This window comes from Pseudomonas sp. CVAP#3 (genome assembly GCF_018986375.1).
In the GTDB taxonomy this organism is placed as follows: domain Bacteria; phylum Pseudomonadota; class Gammaproteobacteria; order Pseudomonadales; family Pseudomonadaceae; genus Aquipseudomonas; species Aquipseudomonas helvetica.
Map to the genome: position 1 here is coordinate 213,329 of NZ_JAHMSC010000008.1, position 18,843 is coordinate 232,171.

The window sequence follows — 18,843 nt, forward strand, 5'->3', positions numbered from 1 at the left end:
CAGGGGCGTAGACCATGAACGCAATGGGCATGAAGGGTTCTTTCAATCGATCGCATTTATTTCTTGCCCTCTGTGTGGTTGCGCTCACGGGCTGCACCGGTACGACCGAGCAGGCATCGGAAAAAACCTCGCCCATGCCCGGTATCGCCATGGTCAACAAGGTTTGTTCCATGTGCCATGGGCTGACGGGGGAGTCCATCTCGCCGATGTTTCCCAAGTTGGCCGGCCAGCAAAAAGAGTACCTGAAGTTGCAGCTGGCGGACTTCAAGGGCCATGCACGCAGCGATGTAACCGGGACTCAATACATGTGGGGGTTTACCCATTTGACTGAGACCCAGATCAGCGAACTGGCCGACTATTTTTCCAGTCAGAGCCCCATGAAGGCTGACACCGATAAGCCTGATGCGCGCGGTGAATTGATCTTTCGCAAGGGCTTGCCTGGCTCGGGCGTGGCTCAGTGCAGCTCCTGCCATGGTGCCGAGGGCCAGGGCAATGGTCAGTTTCCGCGCCTGGCGGGTCAACATGCCGACTATATGATCCGCCAGCTCAAGGTGTTCCAGCAGACCGACCAGCGCCCGCGTGGCGCCCTGATGAAGCAGGTCACCCATTCCCTGTCTGATGAAGATGCAGCCTCTGTCGCGCATTACATTGCGACACTCGGGGCAAAAAAATGAGGCCTTCGCGGCATCGGTGATGAGCCTGCGGGCACGTCGCGGTTCCTGGCCTTCAGGCACTGTCTGATCTATATCAATGACCGTGTGGAGGGATCGGCAATCCTGACCCAGTGACCTCCACTGAGTCAGGATTGCGCCATGAAGCCCACTGCGGCACCGCTTCCAGAGCCGTTGCCAACCTTGCCTCCTTCATCGGCCAAGGTCGGGCAGACGATCGGCAATGATCAAGTCGCCGGGATTTTTGACGATATCGCCGATCTGCTGGAAATAGAGGACGCCAATCCCTTCCGTATCCGCACTTACCGCAATGCAGCGCGAACCCTGAGGGCTTTGACCTTTGAGGTCGCGAAGCTGATCGTGCGGGGTGAACCGCTGCCCAAACTCACGGGCATCGGGGTCGACCTTGCCGGCAAGATCAACGAAATCGTCACCACCGGCGATTGCGCACTGCGCCAACGCCTGCGCACGACATTGCCCCTTGGGCTGGTCGAGCTGCTTTCCATCTCCGGACTGGGGCCCAAACGCGTCAAACACCTTTATCACGATCCGGGCATCGAAACCGCGCAGCACCTGTGTCAGGCGGCCAAAGAGGGACGCATTCGCCATCTGCCTGGTTTTGGCGAAAAGATCGAAGCCCGACTGTTGCACGCCGGGCAGAAGGGCATCGGCAGGGACCGTCGATTGCCATTGGCCTTTGTGGCGCTGGTGGCCCTGCGGCTGACCGAGTACCTGCAACAGCTTCCGGGCATCGAGGCGGACATTCTCGAAGAGGGTAGCCTGGACCTGCCGGACGATATCCTCGGGCGTCTGGATCTGGTGGTCGGCGCCGTACACAGCCATTTCGGCCTGACGTTGCGTCAACAGACCCAACGCTTGCTCAGGGCGATGGATCATCGCTATTTCACGATTCTGGCGCACTCGCTGTGCTGGCTGATCAATGAGCGCGACCCGCTGAACCTCGATCTGCCGGTCATCATCAAGGCGGCCCGGCAGCGTGGTTGCTGTCTGGAACTCAATGCGCAGCCGCAACGCATGGACCTGTTCGACCTGCAGTGCCGCTATGCCAAGGATGAAGGGGTGCTCATTGCCATCGACTCGGATGCGCATCGCACCGTTGACTTCGCCTATTTGCAGTATGGGATCGCTCAGGCACGCCGTGCCTGGCTGGAAAAAACCGATGTGCTCAACATCCGTCCCCTGAAGGAACTCAAGGCGTTCCTGAGCGCCTGTTCCTGTTCCGCGCGGGGATGAGTAGCTGTGGGTGCGGGATTGAGATGCTCCATTCCCTTTCGTCAGCGACGTGCCGGATGACCTCCGAGAAATCAGCTGCGCCTGTCACTGTATGGGCCCGGAGGGTGTCCCCGGAACCAGGCGCCAGGCTTCAGGACATTGGCGTATATAAGGGTAGTAGCCTTTGGCTGAAGGGCAGTAATACCAGCTTGGCGCAGTCTGGGTGTTGGGGGGCGCTGCCACCACGGGCGGGTTGGCCGGGTAGTAATAAACAGGGGGCGGGTAGTAGTAAACCGGGTAGGAGGGGTAGTAATACGGACCACGAAGGTACGCGCCTTCCCAGCCCAGTCCCAAGCCAAGACCGATGCCCCACCAGAACGGAGCGCCGATATGACCGCCTCCGTGTCGGTCGGCGTTGGCCGGTAATGCAAGGCACGTGGCGATCAGGATTGCCCCTATCAGCGTGCAACGTTTTACCGAGTCGATATTCATGATGTCTACCCAATCGTGGGGGCAATTCGAGAATAGGAGCCGCTCAGGGGGAAAATCTGATCCACATCAGAAAACCGGCATACGCACGGGAAAACGGATAGACGGGCTGCTAATAGGGGGCGGTGTGTACCCCGTCATGATGTTCGATGCAAAAAAACCTTGCCGGTTTCCCGGCAAGGTGAGGAGGACGGTCATCGGTTCAATTGCCTTTGATCGGCACAATTTTCTCCGGTTTCATGGCTTCGGGCTTTTTCGGTAGCGTTACGCTCAGCACACCTTTGCTGAAGCTCGCTTCGATCTTATCGGCGTCGACCCCTTTAGGCAGGTTGAACACCCGTTCGAAGGAGCCGTAGTGACGCTCGGAGAGGTAATAGCCCTTTCTTTTTTCTTCCTTGTCTTCCTGTTTTTCGCCTTTGATGATCAAGCTGCCGTTGGACAGTTTGATCTCGACATCCTTCTGGTCCATACCGGGCAGTTCGGCGGTGATTTCGAAGCTCTTGTCTTTCTCGGTAATGTCGACGGCGGGGATGCCGTAACCGAACAGTTCACGAGACAAAACAGGCTCGACATCGAACAGCCCACGGCTGAATGGCGATAATCCCAAAGGACCTCGATTGAAGTCTTCGAACAGGTGATCGACCTGTTCCCGCAGTTTTTGCAGAGGACGCCAAAGGTCAGTCGTCGCTGGGAGCGGACTTGCTTTTTTTTTCGGTATGAACCGGTACTCTTTTCACGGAATTGGCCATTTTCAGTTCTCCTCTTGGGTGATGTGGGAGGCGACTGCTCACGTTTTGGACGCCTGCGCGATGGCACGATCGTCGATTCTTAATTTCTACGTGTATGACCCATCGGGATTTGATCTAGATCAGAAGGATGACAACCAGTCAAACAGGCATGGATGGCGGGGCAATCTGGCGGGCATCACCCAAGTTCATTTCATATAAGCGCTAAGCAACTGCACCAAATGAAATACCGACTGCTGCAGTAATGGCCATCGCCAGCGCGCCCCACAGCGTCACCCGCCACGCCCCGATCAGCAGATTGGCACCGCCTGCCTTGGCGGCAATGCCGCCTAAAGCGCCCAGAAAAACCAGTGACATGCCGGATATCCAGGCAATCACACTGTGGGTCGGCGCGAGGATGGTCACGCCCAGCGGCAATGCGGCGCCCACCACAAAGCTTGCCGCCGAGGACATTGCCGCCTGCAGCGGTTTTGCGCTGAGCGCATCGGAAATGCCCAGTTCGTCGCGCGCATGTGAGCCCAGAGCATCGTGCGCCATGAGCTGCGTGGCGACTTTACTGGCCAGCTCGGGTTCAACACCGCGGTCCACATAGATGGCCGCCAACTCCCGGTGTTCGGCAAGCGGCGCTGTCTCAAGCTCTGCTTGTTCGCGCAACAAATCAGCCCGTTCGGTATCGGCCTGGGAATGCACGGAGACGTATTCGCCCGCCGCCATCGACATCGCACCCGCCACCAGCCCGGCCACGCCTGTGACGAGCAAGGTGCTATGGGTGGCATTGGCCGCGGCGACGCCGATCAGCAGACTGGCGGTCGATACAATGCCGTCGTTAGCCCCCAATACCGCGGCCCGAAGCCAGCCGATCCGCTCGTGTTTATGGGCTTCAGCGTGTCTGCGAAAGAACTTCATCGTTGAAATCTGCTCACTGTCGTTGAATCGATGCCGATCAGAAAACACCTGAAAAAATAAACCGCTGGCCTGGTTGTTTCAGCGATTTCCAATCTGCGCCTGGAGCTGTCCGGCAACAACCGATATTTCCCTTTGTGAGATCAAAGACCACGCCGCACGTCGCTGCAAGCAGGGCTATAATCGCGCCCACGTTTTACTCCTTTCACAACACCCTCCACCCTACGAGACTGCCATGACTATTTCTCTGTACGCTGCTTCCGTTCCGGTCTTCAAGCAAATGCTCAACGCGTTGAGCGATGTTCTGAACAAGGCCGAAGCTCACGCCACCGCCAAAAACATCGACCCGAACGCCTTCCTGCAAGCACGTCTGTACCCGGACATGTTCCCGCTGGTGCGTCAGGTGCAGATCGCCGTTGATTTCGCCAAAGGCGTTTCTGCCCGCCTGGCCGAAATCGAACTGCCGAAGTACGACGATACCGAAGTGACCTTCGCCGAGCTGCAAGCACTGCTCGCCAAGGTGTTGTCCTTCATCGACGGCATCAAGCCTGAACAAATCAACGGCAAGGAAGGTATCGAGATCGTTACCCGCCCAGGCACCCCGAAAGAAAAACGCTTCAGTGGCCAGGCTTACCTGCTGACCTACGGCCTGCCGCAGTTCTTCTTCCACGTCACCACCGCCTACGCGATCCTGCGTCACAACGGTGTTGAAGTCGGCAAGCGCGATTACATGGGCGCGTTCTAAACCCGCCAGCAACAAAAAACCCGCCAAGGTGTGAACTTGGCGGGTTTTTTTATGACGGCGGTTTGTTACGCGACCTGTGCGGTTTTCTGTTCCTGGGCCAGGCAAGCCGCCGCGGTGAACAGTACGTCGGTGGAGGAGTTCAGCGCGGTTTCTGCCGAGTCCTGCAGCACGCCGATGATGAAGCCGACCGCCACCACTTGCATGGCGATCTCGCTCGGAATGCCAAACAGGCTGCACGCCAGCGGAATCAACAGCAGCGAACCGCCGGCCACACCCGAAGCACCGCAGGCACAGATCGCCGCGACCACGCTGAGCAGCACTGCGGTCGGGATGTCCACGGCAATCCCCAGCGTGTGCACAGCCGCCAGGGTTAGCACCGTGATGGTGATCGCCGCACCGGCCATGTTGATGGTCGCGCCCAGCGGGATCGATACCGAGTAGGTGTCTTCATGCAGGCCCAAGCGCTTGCTCAGTTCCAGGTTGACCGGAATGTTCGCCGCTGAACTGCGGGTGAAGAACGCGGTGATTCCGCTTTCCCGCAGGCAGGTCAGCACCAGCGGGTAGGGGTTGCGGCGCAATTTCCAGAAGACGATGGCCGGGTTCATCACCAGCGCCACGAACAGCATGCAACCCAGCAGTACGGCCAGCAGATGCAGGTAACCGATCAGCGCGCCGAAGCCCGAGGTGGCCAGCGTGGAGGCGACCAGGCCGAAGATCCCCAGTGGAGCAAAACGAATCACCAGGCGTACGATCACCGTGACGCCGTTGGACAGGTCGCCCAGTACGGTACGGGTGGTTTCGCCGGCATGGCGGATGGCGATGCCCATGCCGATTGCCCACGCCAGAATGCCGATGAAATTGGCGTTCATCAGCGCGCTGATTGGGTTGTCGACCACGCTCAGCAGCAGGCTTTGCAAGACCTCGGAGATTCCGCCGGGCGCGCTGATTGCCACGTCGTGGGTGGACAGCACCAGGCTCGAAGGGAACAGGCTGCTGGCCACCACTGCCACTACGGCTGCGGCAAAGGTGCCCAGCAGATACAGGAACAGAATCGGCTTGATGTGGGTTTCCTGGCCGTGTTTGTGGTTGGCGATCGAGGCCATCACCAGCACGAATACCAGAATCGGTGCGACGGCTTTCAGTGCCGAGACAAACACTTTGCCGATGAACGCGGTGGATTTCGCCACCTCAGGCGCAAACAGCGCCAAGGCAATACCGGCGATCAGGCCAATGACGATTTGCGTGACCAGGCTGGTGTGTTTGAGTCTTTGCAAAAGAGTAGGCGGAGCAGCAGTCATAGCGGTATCTCTGATTTTTTTAAGGTGCCGTGAATCGAGAAACCCGGTCAGCAACAAACGGGCAGGCTGACCGGGCAAGCGCACATTGCGTCATCTGCATTGGCGGACGAGCAAGGGTGAATTTTTTGCGGGCGCGGACTCTATCACAGCGTAGGCGTGATCCTTCAGACCTGTGACGATCTGCCGCCCGAGTGTTTAAGCGGATGTGTCAGGTTTGCGCCAGCGCTGTCGGACACACTCTGTTAAGCTTCGCCATCCACTTTTTCATCTCCCCTCAGTGAGCCCTTGGGCTGTCGCTGGCGTTGTCGTTTTCTGGAGTTACCCCATGCTGTTGCCCATCCTGTTGTTGTCAGCCGCCGGTTTCACCGTGCTGACCACAGAATTCATCATTGTCGGTCTGTTACCGTCGATCGCTCGCGACCTCGACGTCAGCGTTTCCCAGGCGGGACTGCTGGTGACCTTGTTCGCGTTTACCGTCGCCGCCTTCGGACCTTTCCTGACTGCGTACTTCGCGCGTTTTGAACGTCGGCGTCTGTTTATCAGCGTGCTGATCATGTTCGGGCTGGCGAACACCCTGGCGGCCATGGCGCCGAATATTGGCGTGATGGCCGTCGCGCGGCTGATTCCGGCGTTGGGTTTGCCGGTGTTCTGGGCGCTGGCCAGTGAAACGGCCGTGGACATCGTCGGGCCGGACTATGCGGGGCGGGCGATAGCCAAGATCGGATTCGGGATTGTCTGCGCGACCGTGTTCGGGATCCCCGTCGGTACGTTAATTTCCGATGCGTTCGGCTGGCGCACGGCGTTCGGCATTCTCGCGGTCATTGCCTTGGCCAAGGCGCTGCTGCTGTTTATCTATTTGCCGAAAACCAATCTGCACAACCAGCAGGTGAGCTTGCGTTCACAGTTCAAGATTCTGCGCAGCCCACTGATGCAGGGGCATGTGCTGTTGTCGATTCTGGTTTTCAGCGGGATGTTTACCGCTTACACCTACCTGGCCGACATCCTTGAGCGGCTGGCCGGTTTCAACGGCACCGTAGTCGGCTGGTGCCTGATGGGCTTTGGTGCGGTCGGGCTGATCGGCAACTCGCTGGGCGGACGCATGGTCGATCGCCATCCGTTGATTGCGTCGATGGTGTTCTGTGGCTTCATGATCGGCGGCATGGTGGCGCTGGTGCCGAGTATTCATTCGACGCTGGGGCTGGCCGCGGCGATGGGTATCTGGGGTGTGACCCAAGCCGCACTGTTCCTGGTCAGTCACGTGCGCTTGATGAAAGCCGCCCCGCAGGCGCCAGCCTTTGCCGCGTCGCTGAACATCGCCGGGGCCAATCTGGGGATTGGCTTGGGGGCGATGGTCGGTGGGCATGTGATCGACACCTTGGGCCTGGGCAGCCTGGGGTTTGCGGCGGCCGGTTTTATCCTGGTGTCGATTGTATTGGCGTTGTTGCTGATGAAGGTCAAAGCCCCGGCCGTCTGCGCCTGAGGCTTCAAGGCGCGGTAAACAGCTCGCGTCGGGCACCTTCGGTAATCGCGACAATACCGGGATGCTTGACCTTGCGCTCGACCGAGATCGCGTAAAACGACTCGGTCACGGCATCGGTTTGCCCGATCAACTCGACGCCATACTGGCGTCTCACTTCATCGGCAATCACGCTCGGGCCGATGAAAATCCCGCTGCCGGATTGGCCGAACGCCTGCATCAAGGCGCTGTCATCAAACTCGCCGACGATACGTGGCTGAATTTGTTGTTCGGCGAACCAGCGCTGCAAGCGGCTGCGCACCACGGTTTCCTGTCCTGGAATCAGCAAGGGCGCGCCGTGCAGGCAACGCGGGAAGTCTTTGCCATAGCGTTGTGCAAGCGCCTTGGTGGCGAAAAAACTGATACCGCATTCGCCAAGCTTCTGGCTGTAACCCTTGATATCCAGGTGCGACGGCATCGGGCTGTCGGAGATCACCAGGTCCAGCCGCTGAATGGCCAGATCGGCCAGCAAGCGCTCCAGTTTGTCCTCGCGACAGGTGATGCGTAGCGGCTCAGTCAACTCCATGGTCGGTGCAATCAGGCGATAGACGATGGATTTGGGCACCACATCAGCGACGCCCACCCGGAACAGAATCTGCTGTTCATTGGGCTGCGCCCGAAGCATGGCCTCCAGCTCGCCACCCAGTTGAAACATCTGCTCGGCGTAAGGCAGTGTCTGCCGTCCGGCCTCGGTCAGTTCAAGTTGCCGGCCAACCCGTTGAAACAGCTCTATCCCATAGGTTTGTTCGAGCAGACTGATCTGCCCGCTGATGGTCTGCGGAGTCAGGTTCAATTGCTCGCACGCACGCACGATGCTGCCGGTTTTGGCCACGACCCAGAAGTAATGCAATTGCCGATAATTGAGCATGCGTTTTACCGATTCGTAAAAACCGAAGTATAGCCGCTAAAAATACGAATTTTCCTGATGTGTTTGCCTCTTTAGAATGCCTCGCTATCGACGGGCCACTCCCTTGGTCAAGTCCGCTCTATCGAGGAAAACATAATGAAACTCAACTCCCTGGCCGCTGCTTCGTTGCTGGCCTTCTCTGCACTGCTGCTGACGGGCTGTGACCAGGCCGAAAAAAGCGCCCAGCAATTGATGGGCAAAGCGGCCGAAACCGCCAAGCAGGCGATCGACGATACGCATAAGGCGGCGGAGCAAGCGCTGAGCGACGCCACTTCGAACATCGTCGGCAACAAGGAAAAACCCGCTGACGATAGCGAGAAAACACCTGGCACATCGCAGGAAATCTAACCCGTTCAACACCGAGTCAGGACTGACCCATGGACTATCTTTTACAACTCGCAGCAAGCCCTACAGCCTGGGTCGCCCTGGCTACGTTGATCGTGATGGAAATCGTGCTCGGCATCGACAACCTGATCTTCATCTCGATCCTGACCAACAAGCTGCCCGTGCAGCACCGTGCCAAGGCCCGCCGCATTGGTATCAGCATGGCCTTGGTCCTGCGTCTGGGCTTGCTGAGCACCATCGCGTTCATCGTGCAGCTGACTGAGCCGGTGATTGAACTGTTCAACCACGCGTTCTCGTGGAAAGACATGATCCTGATCGCCGGTGGTCTGTTCCTGTTGTGGAAGGCGACCACTGAAATCCATCACAGCATGGATCCGCCAGCCGAGGATCCGACGTCGAAAACGTCCGGCGTGACATTGGGTTTTGCCGCGGCAATCGGTCAGATTCTGATGCTCGACCTGGTGTTCTCCATCGACAGCATCATTACCGCTGTCGGCATGACCGAGCATTTGCCGATCATGATCATCGCGGTGCTGGTGTCGGTGATGGTGATGTTGCTGGCGGCCGAGCCTCTGGCCAAATTCATCAATGACAACCCGACAGTGGTGATGCTGGCCCTGGGCTTCTTGATCATGATCGGCATGACCCTGATCGCCGAAGGTTTCGGTGCCCACGTACCGAAAGGCTACATCTATGCGGCCATGGCATTCTCGGCAACGATTGAAGGTCTGAACATGCTGTCGCGTCGGGCTCGGGAGAAGCGGGTCGCTGCTGAGGCGTAAGCGTTAAGGTAAATCACCAACGGTCATCTGCACTCGACAACGTGCAGGTGGCCGTTTTGATTTGTGGGGGATTTGAACCGAATCGATCAGTGTGCTGTGACGTGGTGCCGGGCAGGTTTCTCGACTTTGCCGGGTGCCGCAGGTGGAATATAGGCGTGCTGGTGTCTGCGGGTGATGCGCAATACGCCCCACAGCATCGCGGCGGCAACGGCCAGCCAACCACCGATCAGCATCAGGATTATCATCGTCAGGCTCATTCAGTGCCTCCTCTTTGCCCTGCTTCGGGCACACACTCTGTACAAGGGTCAGTCTAGTCGCTGATGTGTTGCAGGCAATTGACCACGTGTGATGAGTCTCCAACCCGTTCGCTCTATCAACTGCATGTGACTGCCGTTAAAGGCTATACCACTGCTATGATCATGAGCGAAGCCGGGAGACCGTTTGCCTGGCGCCTGAACAAGTGAGTGATGATGTTGCCGGTACTTTCCCGATTCCGCTGCGCCCTGCTGGCCGCGGCCTGTGTCCTGAGCCTGGCCGGTTGTGCCGGGAGTGTGCAACCTGAAATCCAGCGTCTGCCTGAGCGCGTCGAGCTTAGTGGTATGCCGTTTTACCGTGGCGAAGCCTACCAAAGCGGGCCGCAATCGCTGGCCAGCATGCTTTCCCAGCAAGGCATCGTGATTACCCCGGGGCTGCTCGACAAGCCGCTGCATTTGCCGGGCGCCGAGGCGCAGTTGCAGCAGAACATGCAGAACCTGGCGCGTGAATACGGGATGGTGGTGTATCCGCTGGACAGCAATCTGCCGGCACTGTTGACCCAGGTCGCGGCGGGTTACCCGGTGTTGCTGCGCTTCAGCGAAGGTTCGGCATTTTGGAAAGAGCCAAGGTACGCGATTCTCGCCGGCTACAACCGTCACAAGCAGACGGTGCTGCTGCGTTCAGGAATGGACCGCCGGTTGCTGATGAGCTTCACGTCGTTCGAGTCCGCGTTCGAAAATGCTGGCGGGTGGGCGGTGTTGATTCAGGGGCCGACCCAGATTCCGGCCAAGGTTGACTCGCAGCGCTGGCTCAAGGCCGCTGACGATCTGGCTCGGGCTGGACAGGAGCAGGCAGCAACCAAGGCGACCAAAGCACTGGTTGCCCATTAATCGAGCCGGATAAAAACGGCGCCTTGGGGCGCCGTTATCCATAAAGGCCCCGACTCGCGTCGCGGGCCTTTTTTCTTGCGCTTACTTGCCGGTCTGCGCCATGCCGCTACCTTGACGATGTTGCAGATTTTTCTCGGCTTTGTATTGCAGGGCAACACTCGGCGCGGAGGTGCTCCTGCCGGTTTCAACCCACTGACGAATCCGTCCGGCATCCGCAAAGTGGGTGTACTTGCCGAAGGCATCGAGAATCACCAGCGAAACCGGGCGATTACCCATGCTCGTCACCAATACCAGGCAGTGGCCGGCCTGATTGGTAAAGCCGGTCTTGGTCAGCTTGATGTCCCAGTCGGCTTTGTTGATCAGGTGGTCGGTGTTGTGAAAACCCAGGGTGTAGTTGGGTCTGCGGAACGTCACGGTTTTTTCCTTGGTCGTGCTCAGTTCACTCAGCATCGGGTATTTGCGTGCAGCCTGGAGCAGTTTGCTCAGGTCGCGGGCCGTGGAAACGTTGTGGACTGACAGGCCGGTCGGTTCGACGTAATGGGTACTGGTCATGCCCAGCGCCCTGGCTTTGGCGTTCATTGCGGCGATAAACGCTGCATAACCGCCTGGGTAGTGGTGGGCCAGGCTCGCTGCGGCGCGATTTTCCGAGGACATGAGTGCAATCTGCAGCATTTCCCTGCGCGACAGTTCGCTATTGAGTTTGACCCTGGAGAACACACCTTTCATTTCCGGGGTTTCACTGATCGATACGGAAATGTATTCGTCCATGTTCTGCTTGGCGTCCAGCACGATCAGCCCGGTCATCAATTTGGTCACCGAGGCGATCGGCACGATCACGTCCGGGTTGCTGGCATAGATGACTTTGTCGGTTTGCAGATCGATCACCATCGCACTGCCGGAGGCAATGCGCAGTTGTGAGGTGTCTCGAGGTGCCGCGGTTGTGTCACGTGCGTAGACGTTTGATGTGACAAGAGGGCCTGTAAGTACAAAAAATAGGCTCAGGATGGATAGACGGATTTTCACGCGGGCGGACTCGGTAAGGTATGAATATGCCGTTCTGCAACGGGCTTTCTGGGAGAAACGTAACATTTTATGAGTATGTGCTAGGAAAGCGCTATACGCCTGCTGTAGAGGTGCTTCAGATGAAAAATATTTTAGGGTGTATCGGCTCTGTAACGGTCTGATTCACAGGCGTCGTCGATGCTCGGGAAGCACATGATGTGATTGCTTTGGCGTAAGACAATAAGGCTTCGTGTGGTCAGGTAGGGGGGCTGGTCATGCGGGCAGGTTATTTCGAACGGTTGTGGTTTCAGATCTGTTAATAGCGAATTTAACGTTAAAATGGATATAGAGAAACGCTCTATTAAACAGTGGTAACCATTAAAGTGGTTGTGGGTGGGTTTAAGTTTAGGGGTTAGCACTAATTGTCAGTGGTCACGGCGAGTGGTGAGTGGTGGGAGGCGGTTCAAAATTTTGTCACGTAATAGGGTGGCTGTTGAGTCTTGAATGTAAGGTATTTGTTGTTGCTAGGAAAAACGCTCGCCAAAAATATGGCGGTTATGTGGTTTTTTTATTTGTAGGGATAGAAGCTTGCGCCTTTACTTTTAAATGAGTGGTGCTAATCTCACCTTCGCATTGAGCGACAAGTTATACAGCGTCATCAGGTCCGCTCACGGAAAGACGATATGCGGCTGATTGTCACTAATGCTGTCGACTCGGTGAAATGTTGCGAGTTGGTTTTTTGATCCAGTTGTATGGCTGGGACAGTTGTAATCGGGCATTGAATGCCTCGTGCCAAAGCCTATGGAAGGGCGTGAATGTGCGCTGTCCGGACACCTCATGCTTCCCCCTAAGCGAGCACGCCCAGATGCTGATGGTTCAAGCGGCTTGACAACGCTAAAACAACTTACACAAAAGGAATAGTGTGATGAAATCAGTAGATGTTTTGATTGTTGTCGATGTCGAGAACGCGCTGGCATCAGGCAATCTCCAGGATAATGTGTACCTGATAGACAGTAATAAGCACTGCGGTTCGGGCAGTGAAGGTCAGGCGGAGCTCTATACAGCATGTGTTGAAGGGCAATACATTAATTGGACTGTATCGCCTGTCTCTCCTTCCAGTGATGTGCAGATAGATGGTTTTACTGGTCAGATGGTCAATGATAGGATTTGCCTTCCTAAGTTGGTGGTCGATCCATCAGGTAATTACTGGAAGGGGCAGGTCGAGGCGCAAGGTTATAAAGGGAACTTGCAGTATTCGGTAGTGCTTTCAATGGATGGGAAGCAGATGACCTTCGATCCGTTCCTGAAAATTCAGTAGTGTGTGAAGAGTTGCTTTGATCTAGATGAAGTTGTTAGTGTCAACTCCTTTATTTCAAGGTGATATAAAACAAGGAACCCCGCCAATTAGCGGGGTTCCTTGTTTGTGCTTCAGGACGAGCCTTGAATCAGCCGTGCAGGGTTTCCGCTGCGTACAGCGTGTTTTCCAGCAGGCAGGCGCGAGTCATCGGTCCGACACCACCGGGTACTGGTGTGATCCAGCCAGCGCGGGGCAGGGCGGTTTCATAAACCACATCGCCTACCAGCTTGCCGTCTTCCTGGCGGTTGATGCCGACGTCGATGACGATGGCGCCTTCCTTGATCCACTCACCTTTGACCAGGCCAGGTTTGCCGGCGGCGACTACAACCAGGTCGGCGCGACCGACGTGGCCGGCCAGATCCTTGGTGAAACGGTGGGTGACGGTCACGGTACAACCGGCCAGCAGCAATTCCATCGCCATCGGACGACCGACGATATTGGAAGCGCCGACAACCACTGCATCCATCCCGTAAAGATCGGCGCCTGTGCTTTCCAGCAAGGTCATGATGCCTTTAGGGGTGCACGGGCGCAGCAGAGGGATGCGTTGTGCCAGGCGGCCAACGTTATAAGGATGGAAACCATCCACGTCTTTGTCCGGACGAATGCGCTCCAGCAATTTGGACGCGTCCAGGTGTTCAGGCAGAGGAAGCTGCAGCAGTACGCCGTCGATGTTCGGGTCGTCATTAAGACGGTCGATCAGGTCGGTCAGGGCTTGCTGGGTAGTATCAGAGGGCAGGTCATAGGCTTGGGAGAGGAAGCCGACCTCTTCACAGTCTTTACGCTTGTGCGAGACATAAACCTGAGAGGCGGGATCGCTGCCGACCAGGATCACCGCGAGGCCAGGCGTGCGCAGACCTTGCTGGCGACGCTCGGCGACACGTTTGGCGATCTGCTGGCGCAGGCTGGCGGCGATCGATTTGCCGTCGATTAGTTGTGCAGTCATTGCGCGTGATTAACCATCGAGAGGGGGAAGAAAAGAGAACGCATTCTCGCATGTCAGAACGTGAGGGCAAAGGCGCTTGGTCTGCAAATTCCCCTAAGCCCTTTAATTAAATGAATTTTTTTCAAAAAGGATTTGACGGTCTCCAGGGGTGCCTATACTATTCGTCGCACTTGTCGGGCACAGCCTAGCACTGGTTAAGAAGGTCAGGCGGAATTACGGTTCTGCAAGGCTGAAAAGCACTTAGTTTGTAGTCCTTCAAGGGTACAGCTAATAAGGCGCCCGTAGCTCAGCTGGATAGAGCATCCGCCTTCTAAGCGGATGGTCGCAGGTTCGAGTCCTGCCGGGTGCGCCATTAGGCAGCTTTGGCACAAGTAACGCGATATGGTGGGCGTAGCTCAGTTGGTAGAGCACGGGATTGTGACTCCCGTTGTCGTGGGTTCGATCCCCATCGTCCACCCCATATTTCGAAAGGCGCCAGATTTAACCGTCTGGCGCCTTTGCTTTAACAGTTGTGAACCGCGGATGTGGTGGAATTGGTAGACACACTGGATTTAGGTTCCAGCGCCGCGAGGCGTAAGAGTTCGAGTCTCTTCATCCGCACCAATTAAAGCTTCAGTCAGGCCGTTGGCCGGGTTGGAGCTCAGCGAAGAAGTTTTTTGGCTTCTTTGTTACGCAATATGGTGGGCGTAGCTCAGTTGGTAGAGCACGGGATTGTGACTCCCGTTGTCGTGGGTTCGATCCCCATCGTCCACCCCATATTTCGAAAGGCGCCAGATTTAACAGTCTGGCGCCTTTTTTGTTTCAGTATTTGTATGTTCAGCGACTGCAGGTTCCGGGTCGCAAGGGCAGGGCGTTTCGTCGTATTCATGTTGCTCGATGATGCCGCATTGCCCGCCGGGCTTGCTCGCAAGGTCGGCTGCCAGGGAGCTGATTGGCTCTCCTTCTATATATAGGAGGGTTGGCGCAGAGCCCTGGCGTGATTGACTATATTTGCCTCCGGGGTGAGGTGTATTCGTGCATCCACACCTATAAATTGCCTGCTGCGTTTTTACCCGTTTTCAGTAGGGTGACTTCTTGAGTTTGACCCACTAGAATGCATGCCCTTGATTCTGTGGTCGGAAACGGCCGGCTAACGTCTGTGCAACGAGGAATATCCATGCAAGTTTCTGTTGAAAATACTTCTGCTCTTGAGCGCCGCATGAGCATCACCGTGCCAGCTGAGCGCATTGAGACTCAAGTCAACAAGCGTCTGCAGCAGACTGCCCAAAAGGCCAAAATTGCAGGCTTCCGTCCTGGCAAAGTGCCAATGAGCGTGATCCGTCAGCGTTATGAAGCTGATGCGCGTCAGGAAGCTGTAGGCGATGTGATCCAGGCTTCTTTCTACGAAGCAATTGTCGAGCAAAAGCTGAACCCGGCTGGCGCTCCTTCGGTAGAGCCTAAAGTCCTGGAAAAGGGCAAGGATCTGGAATTCGTTGCAACATTCGAAGTGTTCCCCGAGTTCACCGTTGCCGGTTTCGAATCCATCGCTGTCGAGCGCCTGAGCGCTGACGTGGCGGACGCCGATCTGGACAAAATGCTGGAAATTCTGCGCAAGCAGAACGTTCGTTTTGAAATTGCCGATCGTGCAGCTCAGAACGAAGACCAACTGAACATCGATTTCGTTGGCAAGGTTGACGGTGAAGTGTTCGCCGGTGGTTCCGCCAAGGGTACTCAGCTGGTTCTGGGTTCCGGCCGCATGATCCCTGGCTTCGAAGAAGGCCTGGTTGGCGCTAAAGCGGGCGAAGAGCGCGTTCTGAACCTGACCTTCCCTGAGAGCTATCAGAACCTGGACCTGGCTAACAAGGCTGCCGAGTTCACCGTCACTGTTAACACTGTTTCCGAGCCGAAACTGCCTGAATTGACTGAAGAATTCTTCGCTCAGTTCGGTATCAAAGAGTCTGGCATCGACGGTTTCCGTACCGAAGTTCGTAAGAACATGGAGCGCGAGCTGCGTCAGGCGATCAAATCCAAGGTCAAGAATCAGGTAATGGACGGTCTGCTGGCCGCCAACCCGATCGAAGTGCCAAAGGCTCTGCTGTCCAACGAGGTTGATCGTCTGCGCGTTCAGGCTGTTCAGCAGTTCGGTGGCAACATCAAGCCTGATCAACTGCCGGCCGAGCTGTTCGAAGAGCAAGCCAAGCGTCGCGTTGTGCTGGGTCTGGTAGTGGCTGAAGTGGTCAAGCAATACGACCTCAAGCCTGACGAAACCCGCGTTCGCGAGCTGATTCAGGAAATGGCTTCGGCTTATCAGGAGCCTGAGCAAGTCGTGTCCTGGTACTACAAGAACGACCAGCAACTGAACGAAGTCCGTTCGGTTGTGCTGGAAGAGCAAGTTGTGGATACTGTTCTGCAGAAAGCTAGCGTGACCGACAAATCGGTCTCTTACGAAGAAGCGGTCAAGCCGGTAGAAGCTCCACAAGCCGACTGATTGTTTTTGCGTTAGAAGCACACACCATAAGCCAGCTTTCGAGCTGGCTTATGCGTATTCAAGACATAACTATTTGGGAGTGACTGCAGAGCATGTTCCGTAATTCGTATATTCAGCAGAACTCTGATATCCAGGCCGCAGGCGGCCTGGTCCCGATGGTTGTCGAGCAGTCCGCTCGTGGCGAGCGCGCCTACGACATTTACTCGCGCCTTCTCAAGGAGCGAGTGATCTTTCTGGTTGGCCCGGTAGAGGACTACATGGCCAATCTGATTTGTGCGCAACTGCTATTCCTTGAAGCGGAAAACCCGGACAAGGACATCCATCTCTATATCAACTCCCCGGGCGGTTCGGTGACGGCGGGCATGTCGATTTATGACACCATGCAGTTCATCAAGCCAAACGTGTCGACCACCTGTATCGGTCAGGCCTGCAGCATGGGCGCATTCCTGTTGACCGCCGGTGCCCAAGGCAAACGTTACTGCTTGCCGAACTCGCGCGTGATGATTCACCAGCCATTGGGCGGTTTCCAGGGGCAGGCGTCGGATATCGAAATCCATGCCAAGGAAATCCTCTTCATCCGTGAGCGTCTCAACACGTTGATGGCCAAGCATAGCGGGCGCACTCTTGAAGAAATCGAGCGCGATACCAACCGCGATAACTTCATGAGTGCAGATGCCGCGCGTGAATACGGGTTGATCGATGAAGTGATCACTCAGCGCCCCGCTTAAAATAAGCAGCTCAAAATAGGGTTGGTCGGCTGGTCTGATCACCGGCGGGCTTGAAAAAGCCCGCAATAGCCTTCATCTTGTGTTGCAAGCCTATCGGATTTGGATCGAACGAATGACTGACACCCGCAACGGCGAGGACAACGGCAAGCTGCTCTATTGCTCCTTCTGTGGCAAAAGCCAGCATGAAGTGCGCAAATTGATTGCCGGCCCCTCGGTCTTTATCTGCGACGAGTGCGTCGACCTGTGCAATGACATCATCCGCGAGGAGGTGCAGGAAGCACAGGCCGAAAGCAGCGCGCATAAATTGCCTTCGCCTAAAGAAATCAGCGGCATCCTTGATCAGTACGTGATTGGTCAGGAACGTGCGAAAAAGGTTTTGGCCGTAGCGGTGTACAACCACTACAAGCGCCTCAACCAGCGTGACAAAAAGAATGACGATGTCGAACTCGGCAAAAGCAACATCTTGCTGATCGGCCCTACAGGCTCGGGTAAAACCCTGCTTGCTGAAACACTGGCTCGTTTGCTGAATGTGCCTTTCACCATCGCTGACGCAACCACCCTCACCGAGGCGGGTTACGTGGGTGAAGACGTTGAAAACATCATTCAGAAACTGTTGCAGAAGTGCGATTACGACGTAGAAAAAGCTCAAATGGGCATTGTCTACATCGATGAAATCGACAAGATTTCGCGCAAGTCCGACAACCCGTCCATCACCCGGGACGTTTCCGGTGAAGGCGTGCAGCAGGCCCTGCTCAAGCTGATCGAAGGTACGGTTGCTTCCGTTCCACCTCAAGGTGGTCGCAAGCATCCGCAGCAGGAATTCCTTCAGGTCGACACCCGTAACATCCTGTTCATCTGCGGTGGTGCGTTCTCCGGTCTGGAAAAGGTTATTCAAAACCGCTCCACCCGCGGCGGCATTGGTTTCAGCGCAGAAGTTCGCAGCAAGGAAGAAGGCAAGAAGGTGGGTGAGTCCCTGCGTGAAGTCGAGCCTGACGATCTGGTCAAGTTCGGTCTGATCCCTGAATTCGTCGGTCGTCTGCCGGTTCTTGCAACGCTGGACGAGCTCGACGAGGCTGCGCTGATGCAGATCCTCACCGAGCCGAAAAATGCTCTGACCAAACAGTATGCCAAGCTGTTCGAGATGGAAGGCGTAGACCTGGAATTCCGGGCCGATGCACTGAAATCGGTCGCCAAGCGCGCACTGGAACGCAAAACCGGTGCTCGTGGATTGCGTTCGATTCTCGAAGGTGTGCTGCTCGACACTATGTATGAAATCCCCTCGCAGTCCGAGGTGAGTAAAGTAGTGATCGATGAAAGCGTTATAGAAGGCAAGTCCAAGCCACTGTATATCTACGAAAACAGTGAGCCGGCTGCCAAGGCAGCGCCAGACGCGTAAGCGTCGCACTGCCGGATTAAAAGAAGGGGCCTTCGGGCCCCTTTGCTTTTGCAGGAGCTGCCGAAGGTTTGGGCCGCGTTTGGACGATCTTTACCGCGGTCTTTTAATCAGCTTGTTTTTTTCGAAAGCAGCCCCCATCTTGGTTTCAAGCTTACTTCCATCTGTTTCCG

Annotated in this window: 18 protein-coding genes, 4 tRNA genes and 1 pseudogene; 15 read left to right on the forward strand and 8 right to left on the reverse strand. The window is 56.3% G+C overall.

What is annotated here, in order from left to right:
• Positions 1-14: 14 nt before the first annotated feature.
• Both KRR23_RS16145 and KRR23_RS16150 read left to right on the forward strand, forming a co-directional pair.
• Entirely contained in the window at positions 15-674 is a 660-nt protein-coding gene (locus KRR23_RS16145; protein WP_216743320.1) for a cytochrome c, read from the forward strand.
• A gap of 138 nt (positions 675-812) precedes the next feature.
• A complete protein-coding gene (locus tag KRR23_RS16150) occupies positions 813-1,925 on the forward strand; it encodes a helix-hairpin-helix domain-containing protein (RefSeq protein ID WP_216743321.1) in 1,113 nt (370 codons plus the stop codon).
• 84 nt (positions 1,926-2,009) lie between these two features.
• Here the strand turns inward: KRR23_RS16150 and KRR23_RS16155 are convergent, their stop codons facing one another.
• The 3 genes and pseudogenes from KRR23_RS16155 to KRR23_RS16165 form a co-directional block, all read right to left on the reverse strand.
• On the reverse strand, positions 2,010-2,396 hold the full coding sequence (locus tag KRR23_RS16155; protein ID WP_216743322.1) for a hypothetical protein: 387 nt from the start codon (positions 2,394-2,396) through the stop codon (positions 2,010-2,012).
• Positions 2,397-2,595: 199 nt separating this feature from the next.
• Positions 2,596-3,142: pseudogene (locus KRR23_RS16160) on the reverse strand (Hsp20/alpha crystallin family protein).
• A 201-nt stretch (positions 3,143-3,343) separates the two neighbouring features.
• The gene (locus KRR23_RS16165; RefSeq protein WP_216743323.1) at positions 3,344-4,045 is read right to left on the reverse strand and encodes a VIT family protein; all 702 of its coding nucleotides are present in this window, start codon (positions 4,043-4,045) and stop codon (positions 3,344-3,346) included.
• A gap of 232 nt (positions 4,046-4,277) precedes the next feature.
• Here KRR23_RS16165 and KRR23_RS16170 point away from each other — a divergent pair, with 232 nt between their 5' ends.
• Positions 4,278-4,787 carry a DUF1993 family protein gene (locus KRR23_RS16170; protein ID WP_216743324.1) on the forward strand — a complete coding sequence of 170 codons (510 nt, stop codon included), beginning with the start codon at positions 4,278-4,280 and terminating at the stop codon, positions 4,785-4,787.
• A gap of 65 nt (positions 4,788-4,852) precedes the next feature.
• Here the strand turns inward: KRR23_RS16170 and sstT are convergent, their stop codons facing one another.
• Positions 4,853-6,085 (reverse strand): serine/threonine transporter SstT, encoded by a 1,233-nt coding sequence (sstT, locus tag KRR23_RS16175; protein ID WP_216743325.1) that lies wholly within the window; start codon positions 6,083-6,085, stop codon positions 4,853-4,855.
• A gap of 325 nt (positions 6,086-6,410) precedes the next feature.
• Here sstT and KRR23_RS16180 point away from each other — a divergent pair, with 325 nt between their 5' ends.
• On the forward strand, positions 6,411-7,565 hold the full coding sequence (locus KRR23_RS16180; RefSeq protein WP_145018966.1) for an MFS transporter: 1,155 nt from the start codon (positions 6,411-6,413) through the stop codon (positions 7,563-7,565).
• Positions 7,566-7,569: 4 nt separating this feature from the next.
• Here the strand turns inward: KRR23_RS16180 and nhaR are convergent, their stop codons facing one another.
• Positions 7,570-8,469, reverse strand: coding sequence for a transcriptional activator NhaR (gene nhaR / locus KRR23_RS16185; RefSeq protein ID WP_216743326.1), 900 nt, complete (start codon positions 8,467-8,469; stop codon positions 7,570-7,572).
• Between the two features lie 135 nt (positions 8,470-8,604).
• On the opposite strand from nhaR, the gene KRR23_RS16190 reads away from it, so the two are divergent.
• Both KRR23_RS16190 and KRR23_RS16195 read left to right on the forward strand, forming a co-directional pair.
• Entirely contained in the window at positions 8,605-8,856 is a 252-nt protein-coding gene (locus tag KRR23_RS16190) for a hypothetical protein (protein WP_216743327.1), read from the forward strand.
• Positions 8,857-8,885: 29 nt separating this feature from the next.
• A complete protein-coding gene (locus KRR23_RS16195) occupies positions 8,886-9,635 on the forward strand; it encodes a TerC family protein (protein ID WP_054596534.1) in 750 nt (249 codons plus the stop codon).
• Positions 9,636-9,721: 86 nt separating this feature from the next.
• Here the strand turns inward: KRR23_RS16195 and KRR23_RS16200 are convergent, their stop codons facing one another.
• Positions 9,722-9,892 (reverse strand): hypothetical protein, encoded by a 171-nt coding sequence (locus tag KRR23_RS16200; RefSeq protein ID WP_173860006.1) that lies wholly within the window; start codon positions 9,890-9,892, stop codon positions 9,722-9,724.
• A gap of 213 nt (positions 9,893-10,105) precedes the next feature.
• On the opposite strand from KRR23_RS16200, the gene KRR23_RS16205 reads away from it, so the two are divergent.
• A complete protein-coding gene (locus KRR23_RS16205) occupies positions 10,106-10,780 on the forward strand; it encodes a peptidase C39 family protein (protein ID WP_253912130.1) in 675 nt (224 codons plus the stop codon).
• Positions 10,781-10,861: 81 nt separating this feature from the next.
• Here the strand turns inward: KRR23_RS16205 and pbpG are convergent, their stop codons facing one another.
• Positions 10,862-11,803 (reverse strand): D-alanyl-D-alanine endopeptidase, encoded by a 942-nt coding sequence (gene pbpG, locus KRR23_RS16210; RefSeq protein WP_216743329.1) that lies wholly within the window; start codon positions 11,801-11,803, stop codon positions 10,862-10,864.
• A gap of 904 nt (positions 11,804-12,707) precedes the next feature.
• On the opposite strand from pbpG, the gene KRR23_RS16215 reads away from it, so the two are divergent.
• On the forward strand, positions 12,708-13,100 hold the full coding sequence (locus KRR23_RS16215) for a hypothetical protein (protein ID WP_216743330.1): 393 nt from the start codon (positions 12,708-12,710) through the stop codon (positions 13,098-13,100).
• 127 nt (positions 13,101-13,227) lie between these two features.
• On the opposite strand, the gene folD is transcribed toward KRR23_RS16215, so the two are convergent.
• A complete protein-coding gene (folD, locus tag KRR23_RS16220) occupies positions 13,228-14,082 on the reverse strand; it encodes a bifunctional methylenetetrahydrofolate dehydrogenase/methenyltetrahydrofolate cyclohydrolase FolD (protein ID WP_216743331.1) in 855 nt (284 codons plus the stop codon).
• 275 nt (positions 14,083-14,357) lie between these two features.
• Between folD and KRR23_RS16225 the strand changes: the two genes are divergently transcribed.
• From KRR23_RS16225 to clpX, 7 genes are all read left to right on the forward strand, one after another.
• Positions 14,358-14,434: transfer RNA gene (locus KRR23_RS16225), tRNA-Arg, on the forward strand.
• A 32-nt stretch (positions 14,435-14,466) separates the two neighbouring features.
• Positions 14,467-14,542: transfer RNA gene (locus KRR23_RS16230), tRNA-His, on the forward strand.
• A 58-nt stretch (positions 14,543-14,600) separates the two neighbouring features.
• Positions 14,601-14,685: transfer RNA gene (locus KRR23_RS16235), tRNA-Leu, on the forward strand.
• A 77-nt stretch (positions 14,686-14,762) separates the two neighbouring features.
• Positions 14,763-14,838, forward strand: a tRNA-His gene (locus tag KRR23_RS16240).
• A 400-nt stretch (positions 14,839-15,238) separates the two neighbouring features.
• A complete protein-coding gene (tig, locus tag KRR23_RS16245; RefSeq protein WP_216743332.1) occupies positions 15,239-16,549 on the forward strand; it encodes a trigger factor in 1,311 nt (436 codons plus the stop codon).
• 92 nt (positions 16,550-16,641) lie between these two features.
• Complete coding sequence (gene clpP, locus KRR23_RS16250) at positions 16,642-17,277, forward strand: ATP-dependent Clp endopeptidase proteolytic subunit ClpP (RefSeq protein WP_216743333.1); 636 nt, start codon at positions 16,642-16,644, stop codon at positions 17,275-17,277.
• A 112-nt stretch (positions 17,278-17,389) separates the two neighbouring features.
• Positions 17,390-18,673 carry an ATP-dependent Clp protease ATP-binding subunit ClpX gene (gene clpX, locus KRR23_RS16255; RefSeq protein ID WP_155585587.1) on the forward strand — a complete coding sequence of 428 codons (1,284 nt, stop codon included), beginning with the start codon at positions 17,390-17,392 and terminating at the stop codon, positions 18,671-18,673.
• The last annotated feature ends 170 nt before the right edge of the window (positions 18,674-18,843 follow it).

Coding starts and splice junctions, on each gene's coding strand:
- KRR23_RS16145 (WP_216743320.1), top strand. CDS start 15: ATGAACGCAATGGGCATGAAGGGTTCTTTCAATCGATCGCATTTATTT.
- KRR23_RS16150 (WP_216743321.1), top strand. CDS start 813: ATGAAGCCCACTGCGGCACCGCTTCCAGAGCCGTTGCCAACCTTGCCT.
- KRR23_RS16155 (WP_216743322.1), bottom strand. CDS start 2,396: ATGAATATCGACTCGGTAAAACGTTGCACGCTGATAGGGGCAATCCTG.
- KRR23_RS16165 (WP_216743323.1), bottom strand. CDS start 4,045: ATGAAGTTCTTTCGCAGACACGCTGAAGCCCATAAACACGAGCGGATC.
- KRR23_RS16170 (WP_216743324.1), top strand. CDS start 4,278: ATGACTATTTCTCTGTACGCTGCTTCCGTTCCGGTCTTCAAGCAAATG.
- sstT (WP_216743325.1), bottom strand. CDS start 6,085: ATGACTGCTGCTCCGCCTACTCTTTTGCAAAGACTCAAACACACCAGC.
- KRR23_RS16180 (WP_145018966.1), top strand. CDS start 6,411: ATGCTGTTGCCCATCCTGTTGTTGTCAGCCGCCGGTTTCACCGTGCTG.
- nhaR (WP_216743326.1), bottom strand. CDS start 8,469: ATGCTCAATTATCGGCAATTGCATTACTTCTGGGTCGTGGCCAAAACC.
- KRR23_RS16190 (WP_216743327.1), top strand. CDS start 8,605: ATGAAACTCAACTCCCTGGCCGCTGCTTCGTTGCTGGCCTTCTCTGCA.
- KRR23_RS16195 (WP_054596534.1), top strand. CDS start 8,886: ATGGACTATCTTTTACAACTCGCAGCAAGCCCTACAGCCTGGGTCGCC.
- KRR23_RS16200 (WP_173860006.1), bottom strand. CDS start 9,892: ATGAGCCTGACGATGATAATCCTGATGCTGATCGGTGGTTGGCTGGCC.
- KRR23_RS16205 (WP_253912130.1), top strand. CDS start 10,106: ATGTTGCCGGTACTTTCCCGATTCCGCTGCGCCCTGCTGGCCGCGGCC.
- KRR23_RS16215 (WP_216743330.1), top strand. CDS start 12,708: ATGAAATCAGTAGATGTTTTGATTGTTGTCGATGTCGAGAACGCGCTG.
- folD (WP_216743331.1), bottom strand. CDS start 14,082: ATGACTGCACAACTAATCGACGGCAAATCGATCGCCGCCAGCCTGCGC.
- tig (WP_216743332.1), top strand. CDS start 15,239: ATGCAAGTTTCTGTTGAAAATACTTCTGCTCTTGAGCGCCGCATGAGC.
- clpP (WP_216743333.1), top strand. CDS start 16,642: ATGTTCCGTAATTCGTATATTCAGCAGAACTCTGATATCCAGGCCGCA.
- clpX (WP_155585587.1), top strand. CDS start 17,390: ATGACTGACACCCGCAACGGCGAGGACAACGGCAAGCTGCTCTATTGC.